The organism is Escherichia sp. E2661, assembly GCF_004745185.1.
In the GTDB taxonomy this organism is placed as follows: Bacteria; Pseudomonadota; Gammaproteobacteria; order Enterobacterales; family Enterobacteriaceae; genus Escherichia.
Window position 1 is genome coordinate 221,400 of sequence record NZ_PDIG01000037.1, and the last position, 21,904, is coordinate 243,303.

Sequence of the window (21,904 nt, forward strand, 5' to 3'; positions counted from 1 at the left end):
TTTTGTCGCGTTTTTGCCAGATTTAACCTTGTACTTTTACCTGTGCGGCGGCGTGCTTCGCACGTTCAATCGCTTCATCAACACGTTCTGCTGTAGCCAGCGCAACCCCCAGACGACGGCTACCATCAATTTCCGGCTTACCAAATAAACGAATCTGCAAACCTGCGCCAACGGCCTTCTGCACGTTGTCAAACGTGACATTCTGGCTGGTCAGTTGCGGCAGGATAACGGCTGAAGCGGCAGGACCATACTGGCGAATCCCGCCCACCGGCAGTCCCAGGAAAGCACGCACATGCAGGGCAAACTCAGAAAGATCCTGAGAAATTAACGTCACCATCCCGGTGTCATGCGGGCGAGGGGAGACTTCACTAAAAATCACCTCATCACCACAGACAAACAACTCGACACCAAACAGACCATAACCACCCAGTGCAAGCACCACCTTGCGGGCAATCTCCTGCGCACGTTCGAGGGCCAGTGGGCTCATTTGCTGCGGTTGCCAGGATTCACGATAGTCACCATCTTCCTGGCGATGACCTACAGGCGCACAGAAATGAACACCATCCACCGCGCTGACGGTCAGCAGGGTAATTTCGAAATCAAACTTAACGACGCCTTCAACAATCACGCGACCCGCTCCGGCGCGACCACCTTGCTGGGCGTACTCCCATGCCTGAGCCAGTTGTTCGGCAGAGCGAATAAACGTTTGCCCCTTGCCGGAAGAGCTCATCACCGGTTTAACAATGCAAGGATAGCCAATGGCGGCGACCGCCTCGCGGAAAAGGTCTTCGCTATCAGCGAAACGATAAGTTGAAGTGGGAAGCTGAAGCTCTTCCGCAGCCAGACGACGAATACCTTCGCGGTTCATCGTCAATTGTGTTGCACGCGCGCAGGGGACAACATTTAGCCCTTCCTCTTCAAGCTGGATCAGCATATCGGTAGCAATAGCTTCGATCTCCGGCACGATATAATGTGGTTTTTCCAGTTCAACAACACGGCGCAATGCGTCGCTATCCAGCATATTAATGACATGGGCGCGATGAGCGACATGCATGGCGGGCGCGTCGGCGTAGCGATCGACCGCAATCACCTCTACGCCGAGGCGTTGGCATTCGATAGCCACTTCTTTACCCAGTTCACCGGAGCCCAATAACATCACGCGAGTTGCTGCCGGACGCAGCGCAGTGCCTAATAACGTCATAACGAATATCCCCTGATTAGTTCCGCGTGAAGTATAAACGAAAACGTTTGCGCGTGTCTTTATTGCTTGATTGCTTGCGTTGATTTCTCGACTGAAAAGAAATATACTGTATAAAATTACAGTTATGATGAGAGGCTGCAAATGGCGGTTGAAATTAAATACGTAGTCATTCGTGAGGGCGAAGAGAAGATGTCGTTTACCAGCAAAAAGGAAGCCGATGCTTATGACAAAATGCTCGATACAGCGGATCTACTCGACACATGGTTGGCGAATTCTCCGGTGACAATGGAAGACGAGCAGCGTGAGGCGCTTTCTTTGTGGTTGGCGGAACAGAAAGATGTGCTTAGTACCATTCTGAAAACCGGTAAATTACCTTCTCCTCAGGTGGTTGATACTGACACGGATGGGGAAGGTGAAACTCACGCCGCCTGAAGTAACTTGCGCTCCTGATAATTTGTACCATGCTTTCTCCTGAATCATTGTGCTATGGAGAAAAACATGAAAAAAAGAGGAGCGTTGTTGGGGCTGTTGTTGGTTTCCGCCTGTACATCAGTTTTCGCTGCCAATAACGAAACCAGCAAGTCGGTAACTTTCCCCAAATGTGAAGGTTTAGATGCAGCCGGAATCGCTGCGAGTGTAAAACGTGATTATCAGCAAAACCGCGTGGCGCGCTGGGCAGACGATCAAAAAATCGTCGGTCAGGCCGATCCGGTGGCGTGGGTTAGTTTGCAGGACATTCAGGGGAAAGATGATAAATGGTCGGTACCGCTGACCGTGCGTGGTAAAAGTGCCGATATTCATTATCTGGTTAATGTGGATTGTAAAGCGGGAATGGCGGAATATCAGCGGCGCTAATGGCTTCTGGTAATTCGGTTTACCGCTGGCGGATGCGGCGCGAGCGCCTTATCCGCCCAACAATGCACTAACCCCCAGAATCCTGATAAGAAACGCCAGGTTCGCATCAGGCAATTACAATCAAATCTACAAGCCTCAAATTAATCACATCATCCAGCACCTTACCTGACGTGAATTTCCTGTGAGGACTGCCTCCCGTCCCGCTTATTTGCGCATCTTTTGTCTCTATATACACTTTCTGACATCATCATTCGCTATGCTATTGCCATTAAAATGGTGAATTGAGGAGCAAAAATGGCTAACTGGTTAAATCAACTGCAATCCCTTCTTGGGCAAAGCAGTTCTTCCTCTTCGTCTACAGATCAGGGATTGGGAAAACTTTTAGTACCCGGCGCATTAGGCGGGTTGGCAGGACTGCTGGTTGCGAATAAATCAGCGCGTAAACTATTAACGAAATACGGTACAAACGCGTTGCTGGTTGGCGGCGGAGCGGTCGCCGGTACAGTACTGTGGAACAAATACAAAGATAAAATTCGTGCGGCGCATCAGAACGAACCGCAATTCGGCACCCAAAGTACGCCGCTGGATGAACGTACAGAACGTTTAATCCTCGCCCTGGTTTTTGCTGCCAAAAGCGATGGTCATATCGATAGTAAAGAACGCGCGGCTATCGACCAGCAATTGCGTGAAGCTGGTGTTGAAGAGCAGGGGCGTGAACTTATCGAACAGGCAATCGAGCAACCATTGGATCCGCAGCGCCTGGCCCAGGGGATTCGCAACGAAGAAGAGGCACTGGAGATCTATTTCCTGAGCTGTGCGGCTATTGATATTGACCATTTTATGGAGCGCAGTTACCTGAATGCACTGGGGGATGCGCTGAAAATTCCCCAGGAAGTCCGTGAAGGAATTGAACGCGATCTCGAACAGCAAAAACGCACTTTGTCTGAATAATATCTCACTCCGTATAGCCTGATATGCCTGTTTATCGGGCTATACAAAACCGCACAGCTATTTGAGCGAATTAATTTTCGCTGGCGACATCCTTTCGATTTTCACGCCATTACCTGTCATCATCTATACAATGACCGCCCTGTTTCGCTTGCATCCCGGGTGAGTTTTGCCACCCTTATAAGATGTTTCAACCAGAAAGAACAATAACATGCTACCAAAAGCCGCCCGCATCCCCCATGCCATGACGCTTCATGGCGACACGCGCATCGATAATTACTACTGGCTGCGGGACGACACACGCTCGCAGCCGGAAGTGCTGGATTACCTGCAACAAGAAAATAGCTACGGTCATCAGGTCATGGCGTCGCAACAAGCTTTGCAGGATCGGATATTAAAAGAAATCATTGACCGCATACCGCAAAGAGAAGTCTCTGCACCTTACGTCAAAAATGGCTATCGCTACCGGCAAATTTATGAACCTGGTTGTGAATATGCAATCTACCAGCGTCAGTCGGCGTTCAGTGAAGAGTGGGACGAATGGGAGACTCTGCTCGATGCGAACAAACGGGCGGCGCACAGTGAGTTTTATTCAATGGGCGGAATGGCGATTACGCCCGATAACACGATTATGGCACTTGCAGAAGATTTTCTTTCCCGACGCCAGTACGGTATCCGTTTTCGCAATCTGGAAACGGGCAACTGGTATCCTGAACTGCTGGACAACGTGGAACCCAGCTTTGTCTGGGCGAATGACTCCTGGACATTTTATTATGTTCGCAAGCATCCGGTGACGTTGTTGCCGTATCAGGTCTGGCGGCATGCCATTGGCACTCCAGCATCTGAAGACAAACTGATTTACGAAGAAAAAGACGATACCTTTTACGTCAGCCTACATAAAACGACGTCGAAACACTATGTGGTTATTCATCTTGCCAGCGCTACTACCAGTGAAGTTCGGCTGCTGGATGCAGAGCTGGCCGATGCCGAGCCGTTTGTCTTTTTACCGCGTCGCAAAGATCACGAATACAGTCTTGATCACTACCAGCATCGGTTTTATCTGCGCTCCAACCGCAACGGCAAAAAATTTTGGCTTATACCGTACCCGTATGCGTGATGAGCAAGCGTGGGAAGAGTTAATCCCTCCGCGCGATAACATCATGCTCGAAGGCTTTACGCTGTTTACTGACTGGTTGGTGGTTGAAGAGCGTCAGCGTGGGTTAACCAGTCTGCGGCAAATCAACCGCAAAACGCGGGAGGTTATCGGCATTGCCTTTGATGATCCGGCTTACGTTACCTGGATTGCCTATAACCCGGAACCTGAAACCTCACGATTGCGTTATGGCTATTCCTCCATGACTACGCCAGATACATTGTTTGAACTGGATATGGATACCGGAGAGCGTCGGGTATTAAAACAAACGGAAGTCCCTGGTTTCGATGCGGCGAATTACCGCAGCGAACACTTGTGGATCACCGCCCGTGATGGCGTCGAAGTGCCTGTTTCGCTGGTCTATCATCGCAAGCATTTCCAGAAAGGCCACAACCCGCTGCTGGTATATGGATATGGCTCTTACGGCGCAAGCATTGATGCCGATTTCAGTTTTAGCCGCCTGAGTTTGTTGGATCGCGGTTTTGTCTACGCCATTGTCCATGTCCGTGGTGGCGGCGAGCTGGGGCAGCAATGGTACGAAGACGGTAAATTCCTGAAAAAGAAAAATACCTTTAATGACTATCTCGATGCCTGCGACGCATTGTTAAAGCTGGGCTACGGTTCACCTTCACTCTGTTATGCGATGGGGGGCAGTGCTGGCGGTATGTTGATGGGCGTTGCAATTAATGAGCGCCCCGAGTTATTCCACGGCGTGATTGCCCAGGTACCGTTTGTTGATGTTGTAACAACGATGCTTGATGAGTCGATTCCTCTTACTACCGGCGAATTTGAAGAGTGGGGAAATCCGCAGGATCCGCAATATTATGAGTATATGAAAAGCTACAGCCCGTATGACAATGTCACGGCTCAGGCTTATCCGCATCTGCTGGTAACGACCGGATTACACGATTCACAGGTGCAATACTGGGAACCGGCAAAATGGGTGGCTAAGCTGCGCGAGCTTAAAACTGATAACCATCTATTATTGCTTTGTACCGACATGGATTCAGGGCATGGCGGTAAATCCGGACGTTTTAAATCCTACGAAGGTGTGGCAATGGAATATGCTTTTCTGATAGCCCTGGCGCAGGGGACATTACCAGGCCAATCAGCGGGTTAAACACTCTCCAGATAATGCTTCAAGGTTAAACGTAACTCCGGGCTCATACTGTCAAGGTTGTTAAACAACCAGCGCAGATAGCCCGGATCGCGCTTTGCAACGTCTGATACGGCTTTACCGCGATACTTGCCAAACGTGAACGTTGTCAACAACGACGGCCGCCCGGTGATATCCGCCATCTGCTCCGCCGTCCAGCCTGATGTGTTCATAATATCGATAAGCAGGGCTGCGGTAATATAGCAATCATACAGCGCGCGGTGGTGATGCAGACCCGATGGTGTCTGGACATTCAGCTTTCGCGATTTATACAGTGCCATATTGCTGTACTTGATTCCTGGCCACAAACGACGAGCCAGTTTCATGGTGCAAATCCACTCACCGGGCATTTCTGGCAATACCCGGCGGTCAAAAATGGCATTGTGGGCGACATACCATTCGCTACCGTAATAGTGCGGGATAACTTCTTCAATCCACGGTTTGTCGGCAACCATGGACTCTGTGATACGGTGAATCGCCATGGCTTGTGGACTGATGGGACGGTCGGGACGCACCAGGTGGCTCATAGGGTTGACGATTTTCCCGTTAACAACATCAACAGAGGCAATTTCAACGATCCCTCCCTGCAAACCGCAGGTTTCTGTATCGATAATGCGCAACATGGTCATGCTCCAGGAAGAAAACGCCTAGCGTAATGGAATGATATCGCCTTGCCAACCCTGGGAAGAGCGCTGGCCAACCAACAAAAGCGAACCGCGATCGGCGCGGACGATAAGGCGGCCATGTTCATCCCACAGCGCGCTGTTCCCGCGGGCGTTCGCCATTAGTACGGCGATGGAGTATTGATGTGAGAAAAACTCTAAGCGTCGGGTCGATGCCGACAAATCAGGCTCGCTGATGCACTGGCCTGTGGTGAAGAGTGAACAGCTCGGATCCATATCAATACCTTCCGGTTGTCCATCCACTACAGTGATGGTTTTAGAAAGTTGACCCAGGCATGCGCCATGACTTTGATGATAAATTCCTGGCGTTTTCATCCAGGGGGCGAATACTGCAATACCGCGAATAAAACGCTCATTATATTCAACGGGAAGGCCAGCAATAATGGTCATTCGCGAGGTTGTTGCTGCATAACAAAGCGGGTCTAAAAGCGAGAGATCGGGCGGAGACGGAAGCGCACGTCGTTTGTAATCACATCCCAGTAGAGAAAGTGAGGGAAAAACCAACAGTTCGCACTGGTGTCTGGCGGCAGCCCTCACGAACTCCAGATGATGGGCTACCTGTTCAGTGAGTGAAGCATTACGAGGCTCATATTGTGCTGCTGCAACTTTCCAGTACGACATGATGACTTCCTTTTCATAGTGTCTGCGAATAATGGTGTGTATGAGAAAATACTTATAATTTAGCAGGCACCATGTAAGAAAGTGTAACTTAATATAAGGTTTATTTAAGTTTGGGCTCGTAAGGTAAACGTGACAGATTTACAGAGGCGAGACGGTGGGTGATAAGGCGCTCACGAAACCAGCCACGCAAGTGTTCCGGTTGTTCACGTTCAACCGCTTCAGCAATCACCGGCATATTGTACCGTTCTTTAAATGCCACTCCGGCAGCGGCCAGATCGACATTTACTTTATCCATTTCAGTTTGATCCAGTTTGGCCAGATTCTTCAGCATACGGTGTCTCCTCGTTAATTGCGGGCAAAAGTTACTAAGAGTCAGCCAGGATGGCAAGCCTGAATTGATGATCCTCGACTCTCTCATTAGACAAGGTTATGCTCTGTAAAAAACTCATTACAAAAAGGAATAGATAATATGGTTTCAACTGCGCGTTCTCTTCGTTATACGCTGGCAATCATTGCCGGTTTGTTGGCGGCCCCTTCCGTCTGGGCTCATGCGCACCTGACTCACCAGTATCCTGCGGCGAATGCGGCGGTCACCGCTGCCCCACAGGCCGTTACTTTAAATTTCTCTGAAGATATTGAACCTGGATTCAGTGGGGTCAAAATCATCGGCCCGAAGAATGAAAATGTTAAAACATTACCCGCGAAGCGTAATGAACAAGACAAAAAGCAATTGATCGTTCCGCTTGCCGACGCCCTGAATCCCGGAAGTTATACCGTTGACTGGCATGTTGTTTCGGTGGACGGGCATAAAACCAAAGGGCAGTACACCTTTACTGTGAAATAAAGCATGCTAGCGCTTACCTGGGTCACACTGCGATTTATCCATTTTATCTCTCTGATGCTGGTTTTTGGCTTCGCGATGTACGGGGCATGGTTGGCACCAGTGACGATTCGTCGATTATTGACGAAGCGTTTTTTGCGTTTACAACAGCACGCAGCCGCATGGAGTTTGATCAGTGCCGCAGCGATGTTCGCCGTTCAGGGTGGGTTGATGGGGGCGGGATGGCCAGATGTAGTTTCGCTGAGCATCTGGCAGTCGGTGTTACAAACGCACTTCGGAGGCGTCTGGATTTGGCAAATCGTTCTCGCTCTCGTTACGTTGACCGTCGTTCTGATGCAACCACGGAATATGTTGCGGTTACTGTTTATGCTGACTACCGCGCAATTTATCCTGATGGCGGGTATGGGACACGCGACATTAAATGAAGGATTAACCGCAAAAATTCATCAGACCAATCACGCCGTACATCTTATCTGTGCTGCCGCATGGTTTGGAGGGCTACTGCCGGTTGTCTGGTGTATGCGGCTGGTGAAAGGGCGCTGGAAACGCCCGGCCATTCATGCGCTGATGCGTTTTTCCTGGTGCGGACATTTTGCTGTCATTGGCGTGCTAGTGAGTGGTGTGCTCAATGCATTACTTATCACGGGATTTCCCCCCACGCTTGCCTCTTACTGGGGCCAGCTCTTATTGCTCAAAGTCATACTGGTTATGATTATGGTGGTTATCGCGCTGGCAAATCGTTATGTTCTGGTCCCAAGAATGCGGCATGATGAAGTCCGGGCTGTTCCCTGGTTTGTATGGATGACTCAACTCGAGTGGGCGATAGGCGCGGTGGTACTGGTGATTATCAGCCTGCTAGCGACTCTGGAACCGTTTTGATGGATTACGATAAATGATGAAAAAAAGTATATTGGCGTTTTTGTTGCTCACCAGTTCCACTGCGGCGCTGGCGGCTCCTCAGGTGATTACCGTCAGCCGTTTTGAAATTGGCAAAGACAAATGGGCGTTTAATCGCGAAGAAGTGATGTTGACATGCCGACCGGGTAATGCGCTGTATGTCATCAACCCCAGCACCCTGGTGCAATACCCTTTGAACGATGTTGCGCAAAAAGAAGTTTCCAGTGGGAAGACTAAGGCCCAGCCTATTTCGGTGATCCAGATTGAAGATCCCAACAAACCCGGTGAAAAAATGAGCTTGATGCCATTTATAGAACGAGCTGAAAAACTCTGCTAGTTACCTGAGTTAGCTTTTTGATTTGCCAAAAAAAAACGCCCAGGATCTTTTATCAGATCGGGCGTTTTTTTTACTTTTAAAACGATGATAAAGACGCTTTTTTCTGACCACTTTTCGTGTGGACTGGAAAACCTGGCGTCGTCATCTATTCTTAAAGGGCAAGGCAACTAAGCCTGCATTAATGCCAACTTTTAGCGCACGGCTCTCTCCCAAGAGCCATTTCCCTGGACCGAATACAGGAATCGTATTCGGTCTCTTTTTATCTATTAAGCCAGCGGATGAATACATCACTGTTGTCCCTGTGCTGACTTCACAATCAACCATAACACACACTCTACTGCTTCAGTCCAGCCTTTTTTAACATTTATGTTAAAATAATGTGATCTTCTGCGCGGGAGTAAAAAAATTGATGAAAGAGGCAGGCCGCACCTATCAGAAAATTGATGGCAGCCATTGGCGACATATCTGGTTGGTGGGGGATATTCATGGCTGCCTTGGGCTACTGCGTATCAAATTATGGCATTGCCGTTTTGACCCGTGGCAAGACTTATTGATCTCGGTAGGTGATGTTATTGATCGTGGTCCGGAGAGTTTGCGTTGTCTTCAACTACTGGAGCAACGCTGGGTCAGAGCGGTAAGAGGCAATCATGAGCAGATGGCGATAGATGCGCTGGCCACGCAGCAGATGTCTTTATGGTATATGAACGGTGGCGACTGGTTTGCTGCACTGGCAGATAAGCAACAGAAGCAAGCAGAAAGGGCGCTCAGCAAATGCCAGCATTTGCCTTTTATTCTTGAATTAAACAGTCGCACTGGCAAACACGTTATTGCCCATGCTGATTATCCTGACGATGTTTATCAATGGCAAAAGGACGTCGATTTGCACCAGGTATTGTGGAGTCGTTCGCGATTACGTGAAGGCCAAAAAGGGCAGGGAATTACCGGTGCTGACCATTTCTGGTTTGGTCATACGCCGTTACCTCATCGCGTAGATATTGGAAACTTGCATTATATAGACACCGGCGCCGTCTTCGGAGGGACACTCACCGTGGAACAACTCCAGTAATTAAAAGTCACTGTACTCCTGCGCGGGCCGCCAGAACCCATCAATAAAATCCTCAACAGGAAAGCAGCCGCCGTGGCGGATCCGTTGATCGTCCATTGAGTAGACGCACTGCTGTTCCGTGTTGTAAACATCAACAACAATATCTTCACAGCCAGCATCCAGATAGCAAACAAAAAGTACCAGCGCGAACATTTCATCCTCGAAGTGTGGTGCCGTACCGTTAAGTTTAGGAGAGGATTTTACTTCGGGGAAATAACCAGAATAAATAACCCGCCATGCCGACGGGTTCTTTTTGGATCATGCAAGACGCATAATCCAGGCATCAGACTTTTGATCGTAGCGGGTACGGTACAGGACAGAGTGTTCGCCGTTTAGTAGAGCTGGAATGCTGGTTTCGGCGTCCCAGGCATCCAGTTGCATACATAAATCGGGGTCAGATTTACAAGGAATTGTTAATGTTCGATCACCTGGCGATTCGCCGTGTAACTCGCCGTCATCGATTTCAAAAGCGCCTATGCGCACACTGGTTTTCATCTTCGTGCTCTCCATTTATCTGCCGGTTGTGGTACGACCAGTCCGATCGCACCATTTTTCAGCGTAGTTGAGGCAGGCGAATGTGCCAGTCAAAAAGTGCGCTTTTTTTGTGCGCTATCAGGCGTTACCGGTAAAAAGTTTCCCATCGCGCACCAGTTCACGTGGGTAACTGTTTTTCAGTCGCGAGCCAATACGTTTGGCTAAACCTATTGGCTGATTCTGGAAGGTTACCAGCACATCATCCGTAGTTGGCACGGTTTGCGGGTAAACATCGCGCCCGCGATACCACTCTTCCGCTTCCTGAGGCGTCAGTTCGAAAGCGTTCGTATGGTTCGGGGATGCCAGGGCAATAACCGCTTCATGCTGCCAGCGATAACCTTTGTTATGCGTTTCAGCAAGCTTAATTCCCAGACGGGAAAATCGGACTTTACCGATCAGGGCTTCAATGCCTGCCGGGAACAGCCAGAGTTCTTTATCGCGCTGCCAGAGGCGCAGATTTTCATCCCACTGTAAGCCAACGGCAGTCGCCGCCTGGCGAATTTGTGCGGCTTCGCGATCTTTGATTGGGCTAAACGGGAAATTACCCACTTTGTATTTCGGTGCGGGTAAGGCGGGAATCGACTGTGTTTTGCGTAACCGGGCAACGAAGAAGCCTTCGCAGTCGTAAATTTGTGGGAAAACGTGCAAAAAGCCTTCTTCGGTGAGCGCCTTGTCCGCGCCAGGGAAGAGATCGCCCAGCGGTAAAACTCTACTGCGTCGGGGTAAGTCTCTTTCAGCCACAGGCAAACGGCTTCGTTTTCTTCCCGGTTTAAGGTACAGGTCGAGTAAACCAGCGTACCGCCAGGGCGTAATGCATGAAAGGCACTGTCGATCAGTTCCCGCTGGGTGGCAGCGATTTCCTGATTGCTTTCTGGTGACCAGTTTTTCAGTGCGTCGGGATCTTTACGCACCACGCCTTCGCCAGAGCAGGGGGCGTCCAGTAAAATGGCATCGAACATTTCTGGTAACGCCGCACCAAAGACGCGGCCATCAAAATGAGTCAGAGACACGTTACGGATACCGCAGCGACTGATATTGGCATGTAACACTTTTACCCGGCTGGCGGAAAACTCATTGGCAAGAATCGCCCCTTCGTTATTCATGCGAGCGGCAATTTGCGTGGTTTTTGAACCTGGCGCGGCGGCGACATCCATCACCCGCTGTGGGGTATTATCGTCGGCAAACAATGCGGCAACGGGCAACATTGAACTGGCTTCCTGAATATAAAACAGGCCGCTTAAATGCTCGGCGGTACTGCCCAACGGCAATGCATCTTCATCGTCGCGTTCAATCCAGAAACCTTCTTCACACCACGGAATCGGCGTTAGCGTCCAGCCGTAAGGGGCGGTTAATTGCAGGAAATCAGCAACGGAGATTTTCAGGGTATTTACGCGAATGCTGCGGCGCAACGGGCGCTGACAGGCGGCGAGAAAATCATCAAAAGAGAGCGTCGAAGGCATGGCTTCGCGCATTTGTGTCAGAAAGGCGTCCGGGAAATAAACGGTGTGTTGGGCCACGAGCATGTACCAACTGGCAAAAAACAGGCGCGCAGTTTAGCATAAACGCTCCGGCGCAGGCACGCCGGAGCAATGTGGCTTATCGGGGGAGTGCTGTTCCCCATTCACGCCACTCTTTCGGTTCACTTTCTTGCAACAGGAAGTGTTTGCCTTCCTGAGCTTTCGGCGCCAGCGGCGTACCTGGAGGCGTGGCGAAGGCGATCCCGCCACGGATAAACTGGTTAAAGGTACCGGTTTTCACCACGCCGCCCGTCAGACCGAAGTCCAGACTGTAGCCCGAAGCTAGCCAGAAGACGGAATTGTTACGTACCAGGTGCTGGTAACGTTTACTGATGCGCATCGCAATCATCACGCGATCTGACAATGTCCCCAGCGTCATTCCGGTGACTGTACCTACTTCCAGACCACGGAACAGTACTGGCGTACCAACACCTAACGAACCGGCTTCTGGCGCTTCAACAATAATGCTTAAGCCATCAAGGTAACGCGAATCAGTAATGGTGGCTTCTTGCAATTCAAAGTCACGGCGAGGATTACCCCGACCTGGTTCGACGTTGATATACGGCTGGAGGATCGTATCAAGATGCTCAACGCCTGCTGCCGAAATTTGCGGTGTGACCACTGAGAAGCGTGTACCACCGCGCGCAAAGGTCTGGACATATTCCGGATAGAGCACCGCCTTTGCCTGTACTTCATTGCGCGCGGTGATCAGATCCAGAGTCTGGATTTGCCCGATATCAATACCGAGATAGCGAATTGGCATACCGACCGCCAGTTTTCCGGCATCGAAAGCGTGGAGCGTAATCTGCCCGCCAACCGCACGAGCTGCTGTTTCGGAAGCATACAGAATCCGCTTATCGCCTTTACGTTGGCTGGCGCTGGCACCGCTGAGATTATCGAAGCTGATGGCCCCCTTTAACGCCCGCGAAAGCGGTGACGCCTGAACGGTCAGGCCGCTGCCGTTAAGTTGAACTTTCGCGCCGCCTTCAGCCCAGAACACGCTGTTGCTGGTCAGCAGGTTGCGATATTCCGGTTTAATATGCAAATCGATATCGAACGCATTGGCCCGTGGACGTACGGTAATCACTTCACCGACCTCAAATTTACGGTACAGCACTACCGACCCTGCCTGCACATCCGGCAGTGTCTCCGCACTTAAACTCACGGTCGTGGTAGGTAAATCACTAAGACTATTTTCGAGGGCTTTTTCCAGATTGGCATACAGCGGATAGCTGGCTTTCATCTCGCCTTTGTCGCCGGGCAGAATACGTATCCCGCCGTTGAGCCATTCTGAGGCGCTGGCACCGAGAAACTCGACACCATCCAGACCCACTTTCACGTCGACACGACTATTAACGACAAATTTGCTGTCGCCTTTTACCAGTTCGCGATGCTGGGGTTCGATAGCGACGGTAAATGTCACACCTTTGCTGGTGAGTTTACGGTCGATAACCTGACCTACCTGTACGCCGTGAAGAATGAGCGGCTGACCGGCATCAATTCCATAGCTTTCTGGTGCAGTCAGGGTAAGCGTCAGAACATCGGGTTCATGCAGTAAAGCTTTCTCGCCAGGCACAACGACAAACTCTTTGCGTGGCTCGCCATCACCCGGTACCAGTTCGAACGTTTTGCCGGTCAACAGGGCGCTGAGATTGGCGTCGTTGAGAGATAACTTCGGGTTACGTAATTCGATGCGGGTATTTTCACGAAGCAGGGTGACGACGCTGGGATCAACGGTCATTTCCCCGGTGACTTTGCCACCTGGGTTTAAATTCAGTTTGGTCAGTTGCCCGACTTCCAGCCCCTGGTACATGAGCGGCGTTGAATCGGCGTTTAATCCGGCTCCACCTGGTAGATCCAGCTTTATGATCACTCCACGCTGGCTGTGGGCGAGATCCTCATACAGACCAAAGGTATCTTCCGGATCGGCAGGTTTCGACTCTTCTGGTGAATCGAAGGCAATCGCACCGTTAACCAGGGCAGCCAGACTTTCCAGTTTTACCTTCGCGCCACTGATACTGACATTGGCATCAACACCAGAAACGTTCCAGAAGCGGCTGCCTTTTTTCACCAAATCGGTGAAACGCCGCTCAATCAGGACATCAATCACCACGCCTTGCTTATTGGGATTGATCGCATAGTCATAGACGCGTCCCACCGGAATTTTGCGGAAATAGACCAGCGAACCGCTGTTCAATGAACCGAGATCGGGGGCTTGCAGGTGAATCATCAGATCACCATTATCCAGCCGATACTTTGGCTGGGTATCGAGCGCCACAAAGTGATCCTGCTCTTTACCTTTACCCGGCATCATGCCGATATAGTTACCGCCGACCAGCGCATCAAGCCCGGAAACACCTGCCAGTGAGGCTTTCGGCGTCACCAGCCAGAACTGCGTCTCTTCGCGCAGGGCATCTTTCATATCGGACTTGATGCTGACCTTCACTTCAATCTTACGTAGATCGTCGCTGAGGCTGACATCCTGCACCGTGCCGACTTCAACGCCCTGATAACGAACAGGCGTGCGACCTGGAACAATGCCGTCTGCCGACATAAAGTCGATGGTGACGGTATTGCCTCTATCCTGATAACTACCCCAAATCAGCCAACCGGCAATCATTAGCGCGATGAACGGCAACAGCCAGAAAGGTGAGATACGGCGTTTAGTTTTAATTTGCGCTTCAGTCGTCGAAGCGGGCGTTTCCTGACTCATGTGCATCCCAAAGTAAGCGGCTGTCCAGCCATTCCACAGCAAGAATAGTCAAAATAACCGCTGCGCCGAAATAAAACGCAGCGGGTCCCATAGTAAAAGCGAGGATCTGATCGCGATTAATCAGCGACATGGTTAATGAAATGACAAACAGATCGAGCATCGACCAGCGGCCAATCCAGGTCACCATCCGCAATAGCAAAATCCGCGTGCGTAAGCCTTGCTGGCATTTAAAATGAATGCTTACCAGTAAAGTAAACATGACGATGACTTTGGTGAACGGCACCAGGATACTGGCGATAAAAACAATGCCGGCAACTGCAATATTGCTGTTTGCCAGCGACATAATTCCAGAAAGAATCGTATCTTCTTGTCGTCCACCGTTCAGGTAGATGATCGAAATAGGCAGCAGGTTGGCAGGTAACAATAAGACAATTGAAGCCAAAAGCGCCGCCCAGCATTTTTGAATACTATGATGGCGACGCAAGCGAAGTGGGATATGGCAACGGGGGCAACGACCGCGCGGATCGGGATAGCCGGTAAAGTGACAACCCAGGCAAACGCGTAATTTCTCATCCCTACGTGTGGCAGGGCGCTGCGGATAAAATCGCTCCCACAGCTGTTCAACATTAAGATGTGACAACGTCACCGTTGTTAAAATCACCAGCGCGAAAAAAGAGAATAGTCCGACGCCCGCCTGGATATGGGCGTAATCCTGTACCTTTATAGAAGCAACGCCAATGCCGACCAGATAGATATCCAGCATTACCCACTCTTTTAGTCGCTCCAGCATCAGCAACACCGGGCGTAAATTCATTCCCAGTCGATTGCCAAACCATAAATAAGCAATAGAAGTCACCAGTATGAGAGGTGCACCTATAACGCAGAAAAACACCATTGCGCCGGTTATCGCATCGCCCTGTTTGGTCATCTGCCAGATGCCTTGCATTACATTGGCGTCGATACGGATACCTAACAGCCAGATATGTAATAGAGGTTCGCCCCAGGCAAAAGGCATAAGCAACAACATAGTAAAAGCCATTGCTGCCAGCCTTGTGAGCGACCAGTCACGCCCATCGCGAATTTTCGCCTGACAGCGCGGGCAATAGGCACTCTGGTGAGAATTTATCTCGGGCAGGCTAAACAGCATGTCACATTGCGGGCAACGTTGATAATCACCACGCGGTAGTTCCTCGCCAATTGCGCTCACTGTTATCTTTTTTGTCGGCGTAATTTGTGGGGTGTTAAGAGCCATGACATGCCAAATGTGATAAGAATTAACATTTATCTTAACCCATGATGGGAATGATCTTGAGCATTAACGCATTTAATGCTTATTTTAATAGGCTGGCAGTTCCAGGTAAGACAACTAAGTGATTATATAATGAACAAAACAGAATTTTACGCGGACTTAAACCGCGACTTTAATGCGTTGATGGCGGGAGAAACCAGCTTTCTGGCAACGCTGGCGAATACCAGTGCTTTGTTATACGAGCGTCTGACTGACGTAAACTGGGCTGGGTTTTATTTACTTGAGGACGATACGCTGGTACTCGGGCCGTTTCAGGGCAAAATTGCCTGCGTACGGATCCCGGTAGGGCGTGGCGTGTGTGGCACTGCAGTTGCCCGCAATGAAGTACAGCGAATCGAGGATGTTCACGCCTTTGATGGGCATATCGCCTGTGATGCGGCGAGTAATTCTGAAATCGTTCTGCCGTTGGTGGTGAAAAATCAGATTATTGGCGTTCTCGATATCGACAGTACTGTCTTCGGCCGCTTTACAGACGAGGACGAGCAAGGCTTACGTCAGCTTGTGGCGCAGCTTGAAAAGGTGCTTGCAACGACGGATTACAAAAAATTCTTTGCGAGCGTCGCAGGATAATCAACGGATAACGTAGCATTTACTGATGACGTCATTATAATGACGCCTGTTCATGCCTGCGCTTGTTGGCTACGTCCGTTGTAATCAGGAAATTTCATGGAAAATCAACCTAAGTTGAATAGCAGTAAAGAAGTAATCGCGTTTCTGGCCGAACGTTTTCCCCACTGTTTCAGTGCGGAAGGTGAAGCGCGTCCGCTGAAAATCGGTATTTTTCAGGATTTGGTCGATCGCGTTGCTGGGGAAATGAACCTTAGCAAAACGCAACTGCGATCCGCTTTACGTCTCTACACTTCGAGCTGGCGCTATCTGTATGGCGTTAAACCAGGCGCGACGCGTGTCGATCTCGACGGCAACCCATGCGGTGAGCTGGACGAGCAGCATGTAGAACATGCTCGCAAGCAGCTTGAAGAAGCGAAAGCGCGCGTCCAGGCGCAGCGTGCCGAACAGCAGGCGAAAAAACGCGAAGCTGCCGCAGCTGCAGGTGAGAAAGAAGACGCACCACGCCGCGAACGCAAGCCACGTCCTGCTGCGCAACGCCGTAAAGAAGGCGCCGAGCGCAAACCTCGCGCGCAGAAACCGGCTGAGAAAGCGCCAAAAACAGTAAAAGCACCTCGCGAAGAACAGCACACCCCAGTTTCTGACATTTCAGCTCTGACTGTCGGACAAGCCCTGAAGGTGAAAGCTGGTCAAAATGCGATGGATGCCACCGTATTAGAAATCACCAAAGACGGCGTCCGCGTCCAGCTGAATTCGGGTATGTCTTTGATTGTGCGCGCAGAACACCTGGTGTTCTGAAACGGAGGCCGGGCCAGGCATGAACATGTTTTTTAGGCTTACCGCGTTAGCTGGCCTGCTTGCAATAGCAGGCCAGACCTTCGCAGTAGAAGATATTACGCGTGCTGATCAGATTCCGGTATTAAAGGAAGAGACGCAGCATGCGACGGTGAGTGAGCGCGTAACGTCGCGCTTTACCCGCTCCCATTATCGCCAGTTCGACCTCGATCAGGCATTCTCGGCCAAAATCTTTGACCGCTACCTGAACCTGCTTGATTACAGCCACAATGTGCTGCTGGCAAGCGATGTTGAACAGTTCGCGAAAAAGAAAAATGAGCTGGGCGATGAACTGCGCTCCGGTAAACTTGACGTTTTTCTACGATCTTTACAATCTGGCGCAAAAACGCCGTTTTGAACGTTACCAGTACGCCTTATCGGTACTGGAAAAACCGATGGATTTTACCGGCAACGACACTTATAACCTGGACCGCAGCAAAGCGCCCTGGCCGAAAAACGAGGCCGAGTTGAACGCGCTGTGGGACAGCAAAGTCAAATTCGACGAGTTAAGTCTGAAGCTGACAGGAAAAACGGATAAAGAAATTCGTGAAACCCTGACTCGTCGCTACAAATTTGCCATTCGCCGTCTGGCGCAAACTAACAGCGAAGATGTGTTCTCGCTGGCAATGACGGCGTTTGCGCGCGAAATTGATCCGCATACCAATTACCTTTCCCCGCGTAATACCGAACAGTTCAATACTGAAATGAGCTTGTCGTTGGAAGGTATTGGTGCGGTGTTGCAAATGGATGATGACTACACCGTTATCAATTCGATGGTGGCAGGTGGTCCGGCAGCGAAGAGTAAAGCTATCAGCGTTGGTGACAAAATTGTCGGTGTTGGTCAAACCGGCAAGCCGATGGTTGACGTGATTGGCTGGCGTCTTGATGATGTCGTTGCCTTAATCAAAGGGCCGAAAGGCAGTAAAGTTCGTTTAGAAATTTTACCTGCCGGTAAAGGGACTAAAACCCGTACGGTAACACTGACGCGTGAACGCATTCGTCTGGAAGACCGCGCAGTTAAAATGTCCGTGAAGACCGTCGGCAAAGAAAAAGTGGGCGTACTGGATATTCCCGGTTTCTATGTTGGCTTGACAGACGATGTCAAAGTTCAGTTGCAGAAGCTGGAAAAACAGAATGTCAGCAGCGTCGTCATCGACCTGCGTAGCAATGGCGGCGGGGCGCTGACCGAGGCAGTATCGCTCTCTGGTTTGTTCATTCCTTCCGGTCCGATTGTTCAGGTCCGTGATAACAATGGTAAAGTCCGCGAGGACAGTGATACCGACGGCCAGGTGTTCTATAAAGGCCCGCTGGTGGTATTGGTTGACCGATTCAGTGCTTCGGCTTCAGAAATCTTTGCCGCCGCGATGCAGGATTACGGTCGCGCGCTGGTTGTGGGTGAACCAACATTCGGCAAAGGTACTGTCCAGCAGTATCGTTCTCTGAATCGTATCTACGATCAGATGTTACGTCCTGAATGGCCGGCGCTGGGGTCAGTGCAGTATACAATCCAGAAATTCTATCGCGTTAACGGTGGCAGTACCCAACGTAAGGGCGTCACGCCGGATATCATCATGCCGACGGGCAATGAAGAGACGGAAACGGGAGAGAAATTCGAAGATAATGCGCTGCCGTGGGATAGCATTGATGCTGCAACCTATGTGAAATCAGGCGATTTATCGGCGTTTGAGCCGGAATTGCTGAAGGAACATAATGCGCGCATCGCGAAGGATCCTGAATTCCAGAACATCATGAAGGATATTGCTCGTTTCAATGCCATGAAGGACAAACGCAATATTGTTTCTCTGAATTACGCTGTGCGTGAGAAAGAGAACAATGAAGATGATGCGATGCGTCTGGCGCGCCTGAACGATCGCTTTAAACGTGAAGGCAAACCGGAGTTGAAGAAACTGGATGATTTGCCAAAAGATTACAAGGAGCCAGATCCGTATCTGGACGAGACAGTGAATATCGCACTCGATCTGGCGAAGCTGGAAAAATCCAGACCAGCGGAACAGCCCGCTCCCGTCAAGTAACATCAATCAGGCACAAGAAATTGTGCCTGATTTTTTAACAGTGGCAAGATGCCGTAAATCAGATGCTACAAAATGTAAAGTTGTGTCTTTCTGGTGACTTACGCTCTATCCAGACTTGAAAATAGTCGCGTAACCCATACGATGTGGGTATCGCATATTGCGTTTTGTTAAACTGAGGTAAAAAGAAAATTATGATGCGAATCGCGCTCTTCCTGCTAACGAACCTGGCCGTTATGGTCGTTTTCGGGCTGGTACTGAGCCTGACAGGGATACAGTCGAGCAGCGTTCAGGGGCTGATGATTATGGCCTTGCTGTTCGGTTTTGGTGGTTCCTTCGTTTCGCTTCTGATGTCCAAATGGATGGCATTACGATCTGTTGGCGGGGAAGTGATCGAGCAACCGCGTAACGAAAGGGAACGTTGGCTGGTCAATACTGTAGCAACCCAGGCCCGTCAGGCAGGGATTGCTATGCCGCAAGTAGCTATCTACCATGCGCCGGATATCAACGCCTTTGCGACAGGTGCTCGTCGTGATGCCTCTCTGGTTGCTGTCAGCACCGGTTTGCTGCAGAACATGAGCCCGGATGAAGCTGAGGCGGTAATTGCCCACGAAATTAGCCACATTGCGAATGGTGACATGGTTACCATGACGCTGATTCAGGGCGTGGTAAACACCTTCGTTATCTTTATTTCGCGTATTCTGGCGCAGCTTGCCGCGGGCTTTATGGGCGGTAACCGTGATGAAGGTGAAGAGAGCAACGGCAACCCGCTGATCTACTTTGCGGTTGCGACGGTGCTGGAGCTGGTATTTGGTATTCTGGCGAGCATTATCACCATGTGGTTCTCGCGTCACCGTGAATTCCATGCCGATGCAGGTTCAGCCAAACTGGTTGGTCGTGAGAAAATGATTGCTGCGCTGCAGCGTCTGAAAACCAGCTATGAGCCGCAGGAAGCAACCAGCATGATGGCTTTTTGTATCAATGGTAAGTCCAAATCGCTGAGTGAGCTGTTCATGACTCACCCGCCGCTGGATAAACGTATTGAAGCCCTGCGTACCGGTGAATACCTGAAGTAATTTGCAGTAAATTATAAAAAAGCGCGTCCTGGTTGACGCGCTTTTTTTTTAGCCTTGTGCGCGCGGTTGGGTAATGCGTAAACCACTGACACAGGCGGCGATCACTGCCAGAATAGCCGCAGCCGTCAGCGAGACGTGCGTACCATTATCACCAAACTGATTCAACATCAGCGCCACCAGAGCTGCGCCGCTACTCTGACCAAGCAGACGCGCTGTACCCAACATTCCACTGGCACCACCGCTACGCTCACGCGGGGCGGAGGTAATAATGGTGTGATTATTGGGGGACTGGAATAACCCAAAGCCTGCACCGCATAAGATCATCGGCCAGATGATATTGATATCGGCAGGTGAAGCTGGCAACAGGACCAGTGAAAAAAGTCCCGCCGCCATGATGAACAGCCCTAAAGCACCAAGCAATCCTGCATGGACGCGCTCTATCAAATAACCTGCCAGCGGAGCCATTACCATCGTTGCCAACGGCCACGGGGTCAGGAGCAAACCTGTCTCAACTTCACTACGCCCAAGTACGGTTTGCAGATAAAAAGGCAGGGAAACCATCGCCAGCATTTGCGCGCAGAAAGAACAAATGGAGGTACAAATTGATAGTGTAAACAGCGGAATACGCAGTAAATCCACTGGTAGCAGTGGAACAGGAAGGGAAAGCTGGCGGCGAATAAAGAAAATACCAACAATAATCATTACCGCCAGTTCAGCACCGATCAGCGTCAGTGATTGCCCCTGAGCAAAACCACTCAACGCGGTAATAAGCAGGCCAAATGTCAGCGCATTCATCACGGCGCTGGGCAGATCAAACCGCGGCTTACTGGCACGAGAACCATTTGGCGGCAGAAAACGCATCGCAAGGAGTAGGGCGATAATACCCAATGGTACGTTAATTAAAAATAACCACTTCCAGGACGCAATTGAAAGGATTGCGGCGGCGATCGTCGGCCCGGCAGCGGAGGAGACGGCGACGATAAAAGAGTTAATTCCCATCCCTCGCCCCAGAAAACGTTGTGGGTAGATTAAGCGGATGAGTGCAGTATTGACGCTCATTAACGCTGCGCCGCCAAAACCTTGTATTACACGCGCCAGGGTTAGCATTTGCAGTGAATCAGAAAGAGCGCAGAACAACGATGAGAGCAGAAAAACCACCAGACCGAATTTATAAATTCGTCGATAGCCAAACATATCGCCCAAAAAAGAAAACGAGAGTAAGGAGATAACAATCGCGATTTGGTAGGCATTCACCACCCAGATGGAACTGGCTGGTGTGGCGTGGAGATCGGTTGCAATGGTTGGCAAGGCGACATTAGCGATAGCGCCGTCGAGAACCGCCATCGAGATACCAATAATAATGGTTAAAATTGCGCCGTACCGCTGAGGCAACGGCAGGCCATCGGCCTGAACTTTTGGCATAGGAATTTTATATCTTTTGGTAATAATCAACAGGGGTATGATTTTAGCACTGATATTCACGGCGAATGTCGCAGAATTGTAACTAACCGGCAAAAGATGGATTGC

General features: G+C 50.4%; 19 protein-coding genes and 3 pseudogenes. 12 read left to right on the plus strand and 10 right to left on the minus strand.

The annotated features are described in order from the left end of the window. Positions 1–22 precede the first annotated feature (22 nt). A complete protein-coding gene (gene purT / locus CRI63_RS20145; protein ID WP_135520563.1) occupies positions 23–1,201 on the minus strand; it encodes a formate-dependent phosphoribosylglycinamide formyltransferase in 1,179 nt (392 codons plus the stop codon). Between the two features lie 141 nt (positions 1,202–1,342). Between purT and yebG the strand changes: the two genes are divergently transcribed. The 4 genes and pseudogenes from yebG (at position 1,343) to ptrB (ending at position 5,277) form a co-directional block, all read left to right on the plus strand. Next, on the plus strand, positions 1,343–1,633 hold the full coding sequence (gene yebG / locus CRI63_RS20150; RefSeq protein WP_130208483.1) for a DNA damage-inducible protein YebG: 291 nt from the start codon (positions 1,343–1,345) through the stop codon (positions 1,631–1,633). Positions 1,634–1,699: 66 nt separating this feature from the next. Then, complete coding sequence (gene yebF / locus CRI63_RS20155) at positions 1,700–2,056, plus strand: protein YebF (protein WP_130208481.1); 357 nt, start codon at positions 1,700–1,702, stop codon at positions 2,054–2,056. Between the two features lie 294 nt (positions 2,057–2,350). Then, the gene (locus CRI63_RS20160; protein ID WP_130218718.1) at positions 2,351–3,007 is read left to right on the plus strand and encodes a tellurite resistance TerB family protein; all 657 of its coding nucleotides are present in this window, start codon (positions 2,351–2,353) and stop codon (positions 3,005–3,007) included. 208 nt (positions 3,008–3,215) lie between these two features. Further along, positions 3,216–5,277: pseudogene (ptrB, locus tag CRI63_RS20165) on the plus strand (oligopeptidase B). On the opposite strand, the gene exoX reads toward ptrB, so the two are convergent. The 3 genes from exoX to holE form a co-directional block, all read right to left on the minus strand. Continuing rightward, on the minus strand, positions 5,274–5,936 hold the full coding sequence (exoX, locus tag CRI63_RS20170) for an exodeoxyribonuclease X (RefSeq protein WP_135520565.1): 663 nt from the start codon (positions 5,934–5,936) through the stop codon (positions 5,274–5,276). The pseudogene ptrB and the gene exoX overlap by 4 nt on opposite strands. Positions 5,937–5,960: 24 nt before the next feature. Then, positions 5,961–6,617, minus strand: coding sequence for a carbon-nitrogen hydrolase family protein YobB (gene yobB, locus CRI63_RS20175; RefSeq protein WP_130257660.1), 657 nt, complete (start codon positions 6,615–6,617; stop codon positions 5,961–5,963). A 100-nt stretch (positions 6,618–6,717) separates the two neighbouring features. Continuing rightward, the gene (gene holE / locus CRI63_RS20180) at positions 6,718–6,948 is read right to left on the minus strand and encodes a DNA polymerase III subunit theta (protein WP_135405188.1); all 231 of its coding nucleotides are present in this window, start codon (positions 6,946–6,948) and stop codon (positions 6,718–6,720) included. Positions 6,949–7,086: 138 nt separating this feature from the next. Between holE and yobA the strand changes: the two genes are divergently transcribed. From yobA to pphA, 4 genes are all read left to right on the plus strand, one after another. Next, positions 7,087–7,461, plus strand: a complete 375-nt coding sequence (yobA, locus tag CRI63_RS20185) for a CopC domain-containing protein YobA (RefSeq protein WP_135520567.1) — start codon at positions 7,087–7,089, stop codon at positions 7,459–7,461. Between the two features lie 3 nt (positions 7,462–7,464). Next, on the plus strand, positions 7,465–8,337 hold the full coding sequence (gene copD, locus CRI63_RS20190; protein WP_130223529.1) for a copper homeostasis membrane protein CopD: 873 nt from the start codon (positions 7,465–7,467) through the stop codon (positions 8,335–8,337). A gap of 13 nt (positions 8,338–8,350) precedes the next feature. Continuing rightward, on the plus strand, positions 8,351–8,692 hold the full coding sequence (locus CRI63_RS20195; RefSeq protein ID WP_130208467.1) for a YebY family protein: 342 nt from the start codon (positions 8,351–8,353) through the stop codon (positions 8,690–8,692). A 409-nt stretch (positions 8,693–9,101) separates the two neighbouring features. Beyond that, positions 9,102–9,758 (plus strand): protein-serine/threonine phosphatase, encoded by a 657-nt coding sequence (gene pphA / locus CRI63_RS20200; RefSeq protein ID WP_135487660.1) that lies wholly within the window; start codon positions 9,102–9,104, stop codon positions 9,756–9,758. Here pphA and CRI63_RS20205 read toward each other — a convergent pair whose 3' ends face one another. The 5 genes and pseudogenes from CRI63_RS20205 to yebS all read right to left on the minus strand — a co-directional run bounded on the left by CRI63_RS20205 (position 9,759) and on the right by yebS (position 15,813). Beyond that, positions 9,759–9,950: a YebW family protein gene (locus CRI63_RS20205; RefSeq protein ID WP_130208463.1), complete on the minus strand. Its 192-nt coding sequence runs from the start codon at positions 9,948–9,950 to the stop codon at positions 9,759–9,761. A 105-nt stretch (positions 9,951–10,055) separates the two neighbouring features. After that, on the minus strand, positions 10,056–10,292 hold the full coding sequence (locus tag CRI63_RS20210; RefSeq protein ID WP_002431586.1) for a YebV family protein: 237 nt from the start codon (positions 10,290–10,292) through the stop codon (positions 10,056–10,058). A gap of 117 nt (positions 10,293–10,409) precedes the next feature. Continuing rightward, positions 10,410–11,848: pseudogene (rsmF, locus tag CRI63_RS20215) on the minus strand (16S rRNA (cytosine(1407)-C(5))-methyltransferase RsmF). A 79-nt stretch (positions 11,849–11,927) separates the two neighbouring features. Continuing rightward, positions 11,928–14,561 (minus strand): lipid-binding membrane homeostasis protein YebT, encoded by a 2,634-nt coding sequence (gene yebT / locus CRI63_RS20220; protein ID WP_135385894.1) that lies wholly within the window; start codon positions 14,559–14,561, stop codon positions 11,928–11,930. Next, positions 14,530–15,813: a membrane integrity lipid transport subunit YebS gene (yebS, locus tag CRI63_RS20225; protein ID WP_130223519.1), complete on the minus strand. Its 1,284-nt coding sequence runs from the start codon at positions 15,811–15,813 to the stop codon at positions 14,530–14,532. Before yebS ends, yebT begins: the two co-directional genes overlap by 32 nt. 129 nt (positions 15,814–15,942) lie before the next feature. On the opposite strand from yebS, the gene msrC reads away from it, so the two are divergent. The 4 genes and pseudogenes from msrC (at position 15,943) to htpX (ending at position 20,377) form a co-directional block, all read left to right on the plus strand. Further along, the gene (msrC, locus tag CRI63_RS20230) at positions 15,943–16,440 is read left to right on the plus strand and encodes an L-methionine (R)-S-oxide reductase (RefSeq protein WP_130208455.1); all 498 of its coding nucleotides are present in this window, start codon (positions 15,943–15,945) and stop codon (positions 16,438–16,440) included. Between the two features lie 96 nt (positions 16,441–16,536). Further along, the gene (proQ, locus tag CRI63_RS20235; RefSeq protein ID WP_000431365.1) at positions 16,537–17,235 is read left to right on the plus strand and encodes an RNA chaperone ProQ; all 699 of its coding nucleotides are present in this window, start codon (positions 16,537–16,539) and stop codon (positions 17,233–17,235) included. Positions 17,236–17,254: 19 nt separating this feature from the next. Continuing rightward, positions 17,255–19,304: pseudogene (prc, locus tag CRI63_RS20240) on the plus strand (carboxy terminal-processing peptidase). 191 nt (positions 19,305–19,495) lie between these two features. Continuing rightward, positions 19,496–20,377, plus strand: coding sequence for a protease HtpX (gene htpX, locus CRI63_RS20245; RefSeq protein WP_000984517.1), 882 nt, complete (start codon positions 19,496–19,498; stop codon positions 20,375–20,377). 48 nt (positions 20,378–20,425) lie between these two features. Here htpX and CRI63_RS20250 read toward each other — a convergent pair whose 3' ends face one another. Then, on the minus strand, positions 20,426–21,799 hold the full coding sequence (locus CRI63_RS20250) for an MFS transporter (RefSeq protein WP_130208451.1): 1,374 nt from the start codon (positions 21,797–21,799) through the stop codon (positions 20,426–20,428). Positions 21,800–21,904 lie beyond the last annotated feature (105 nt).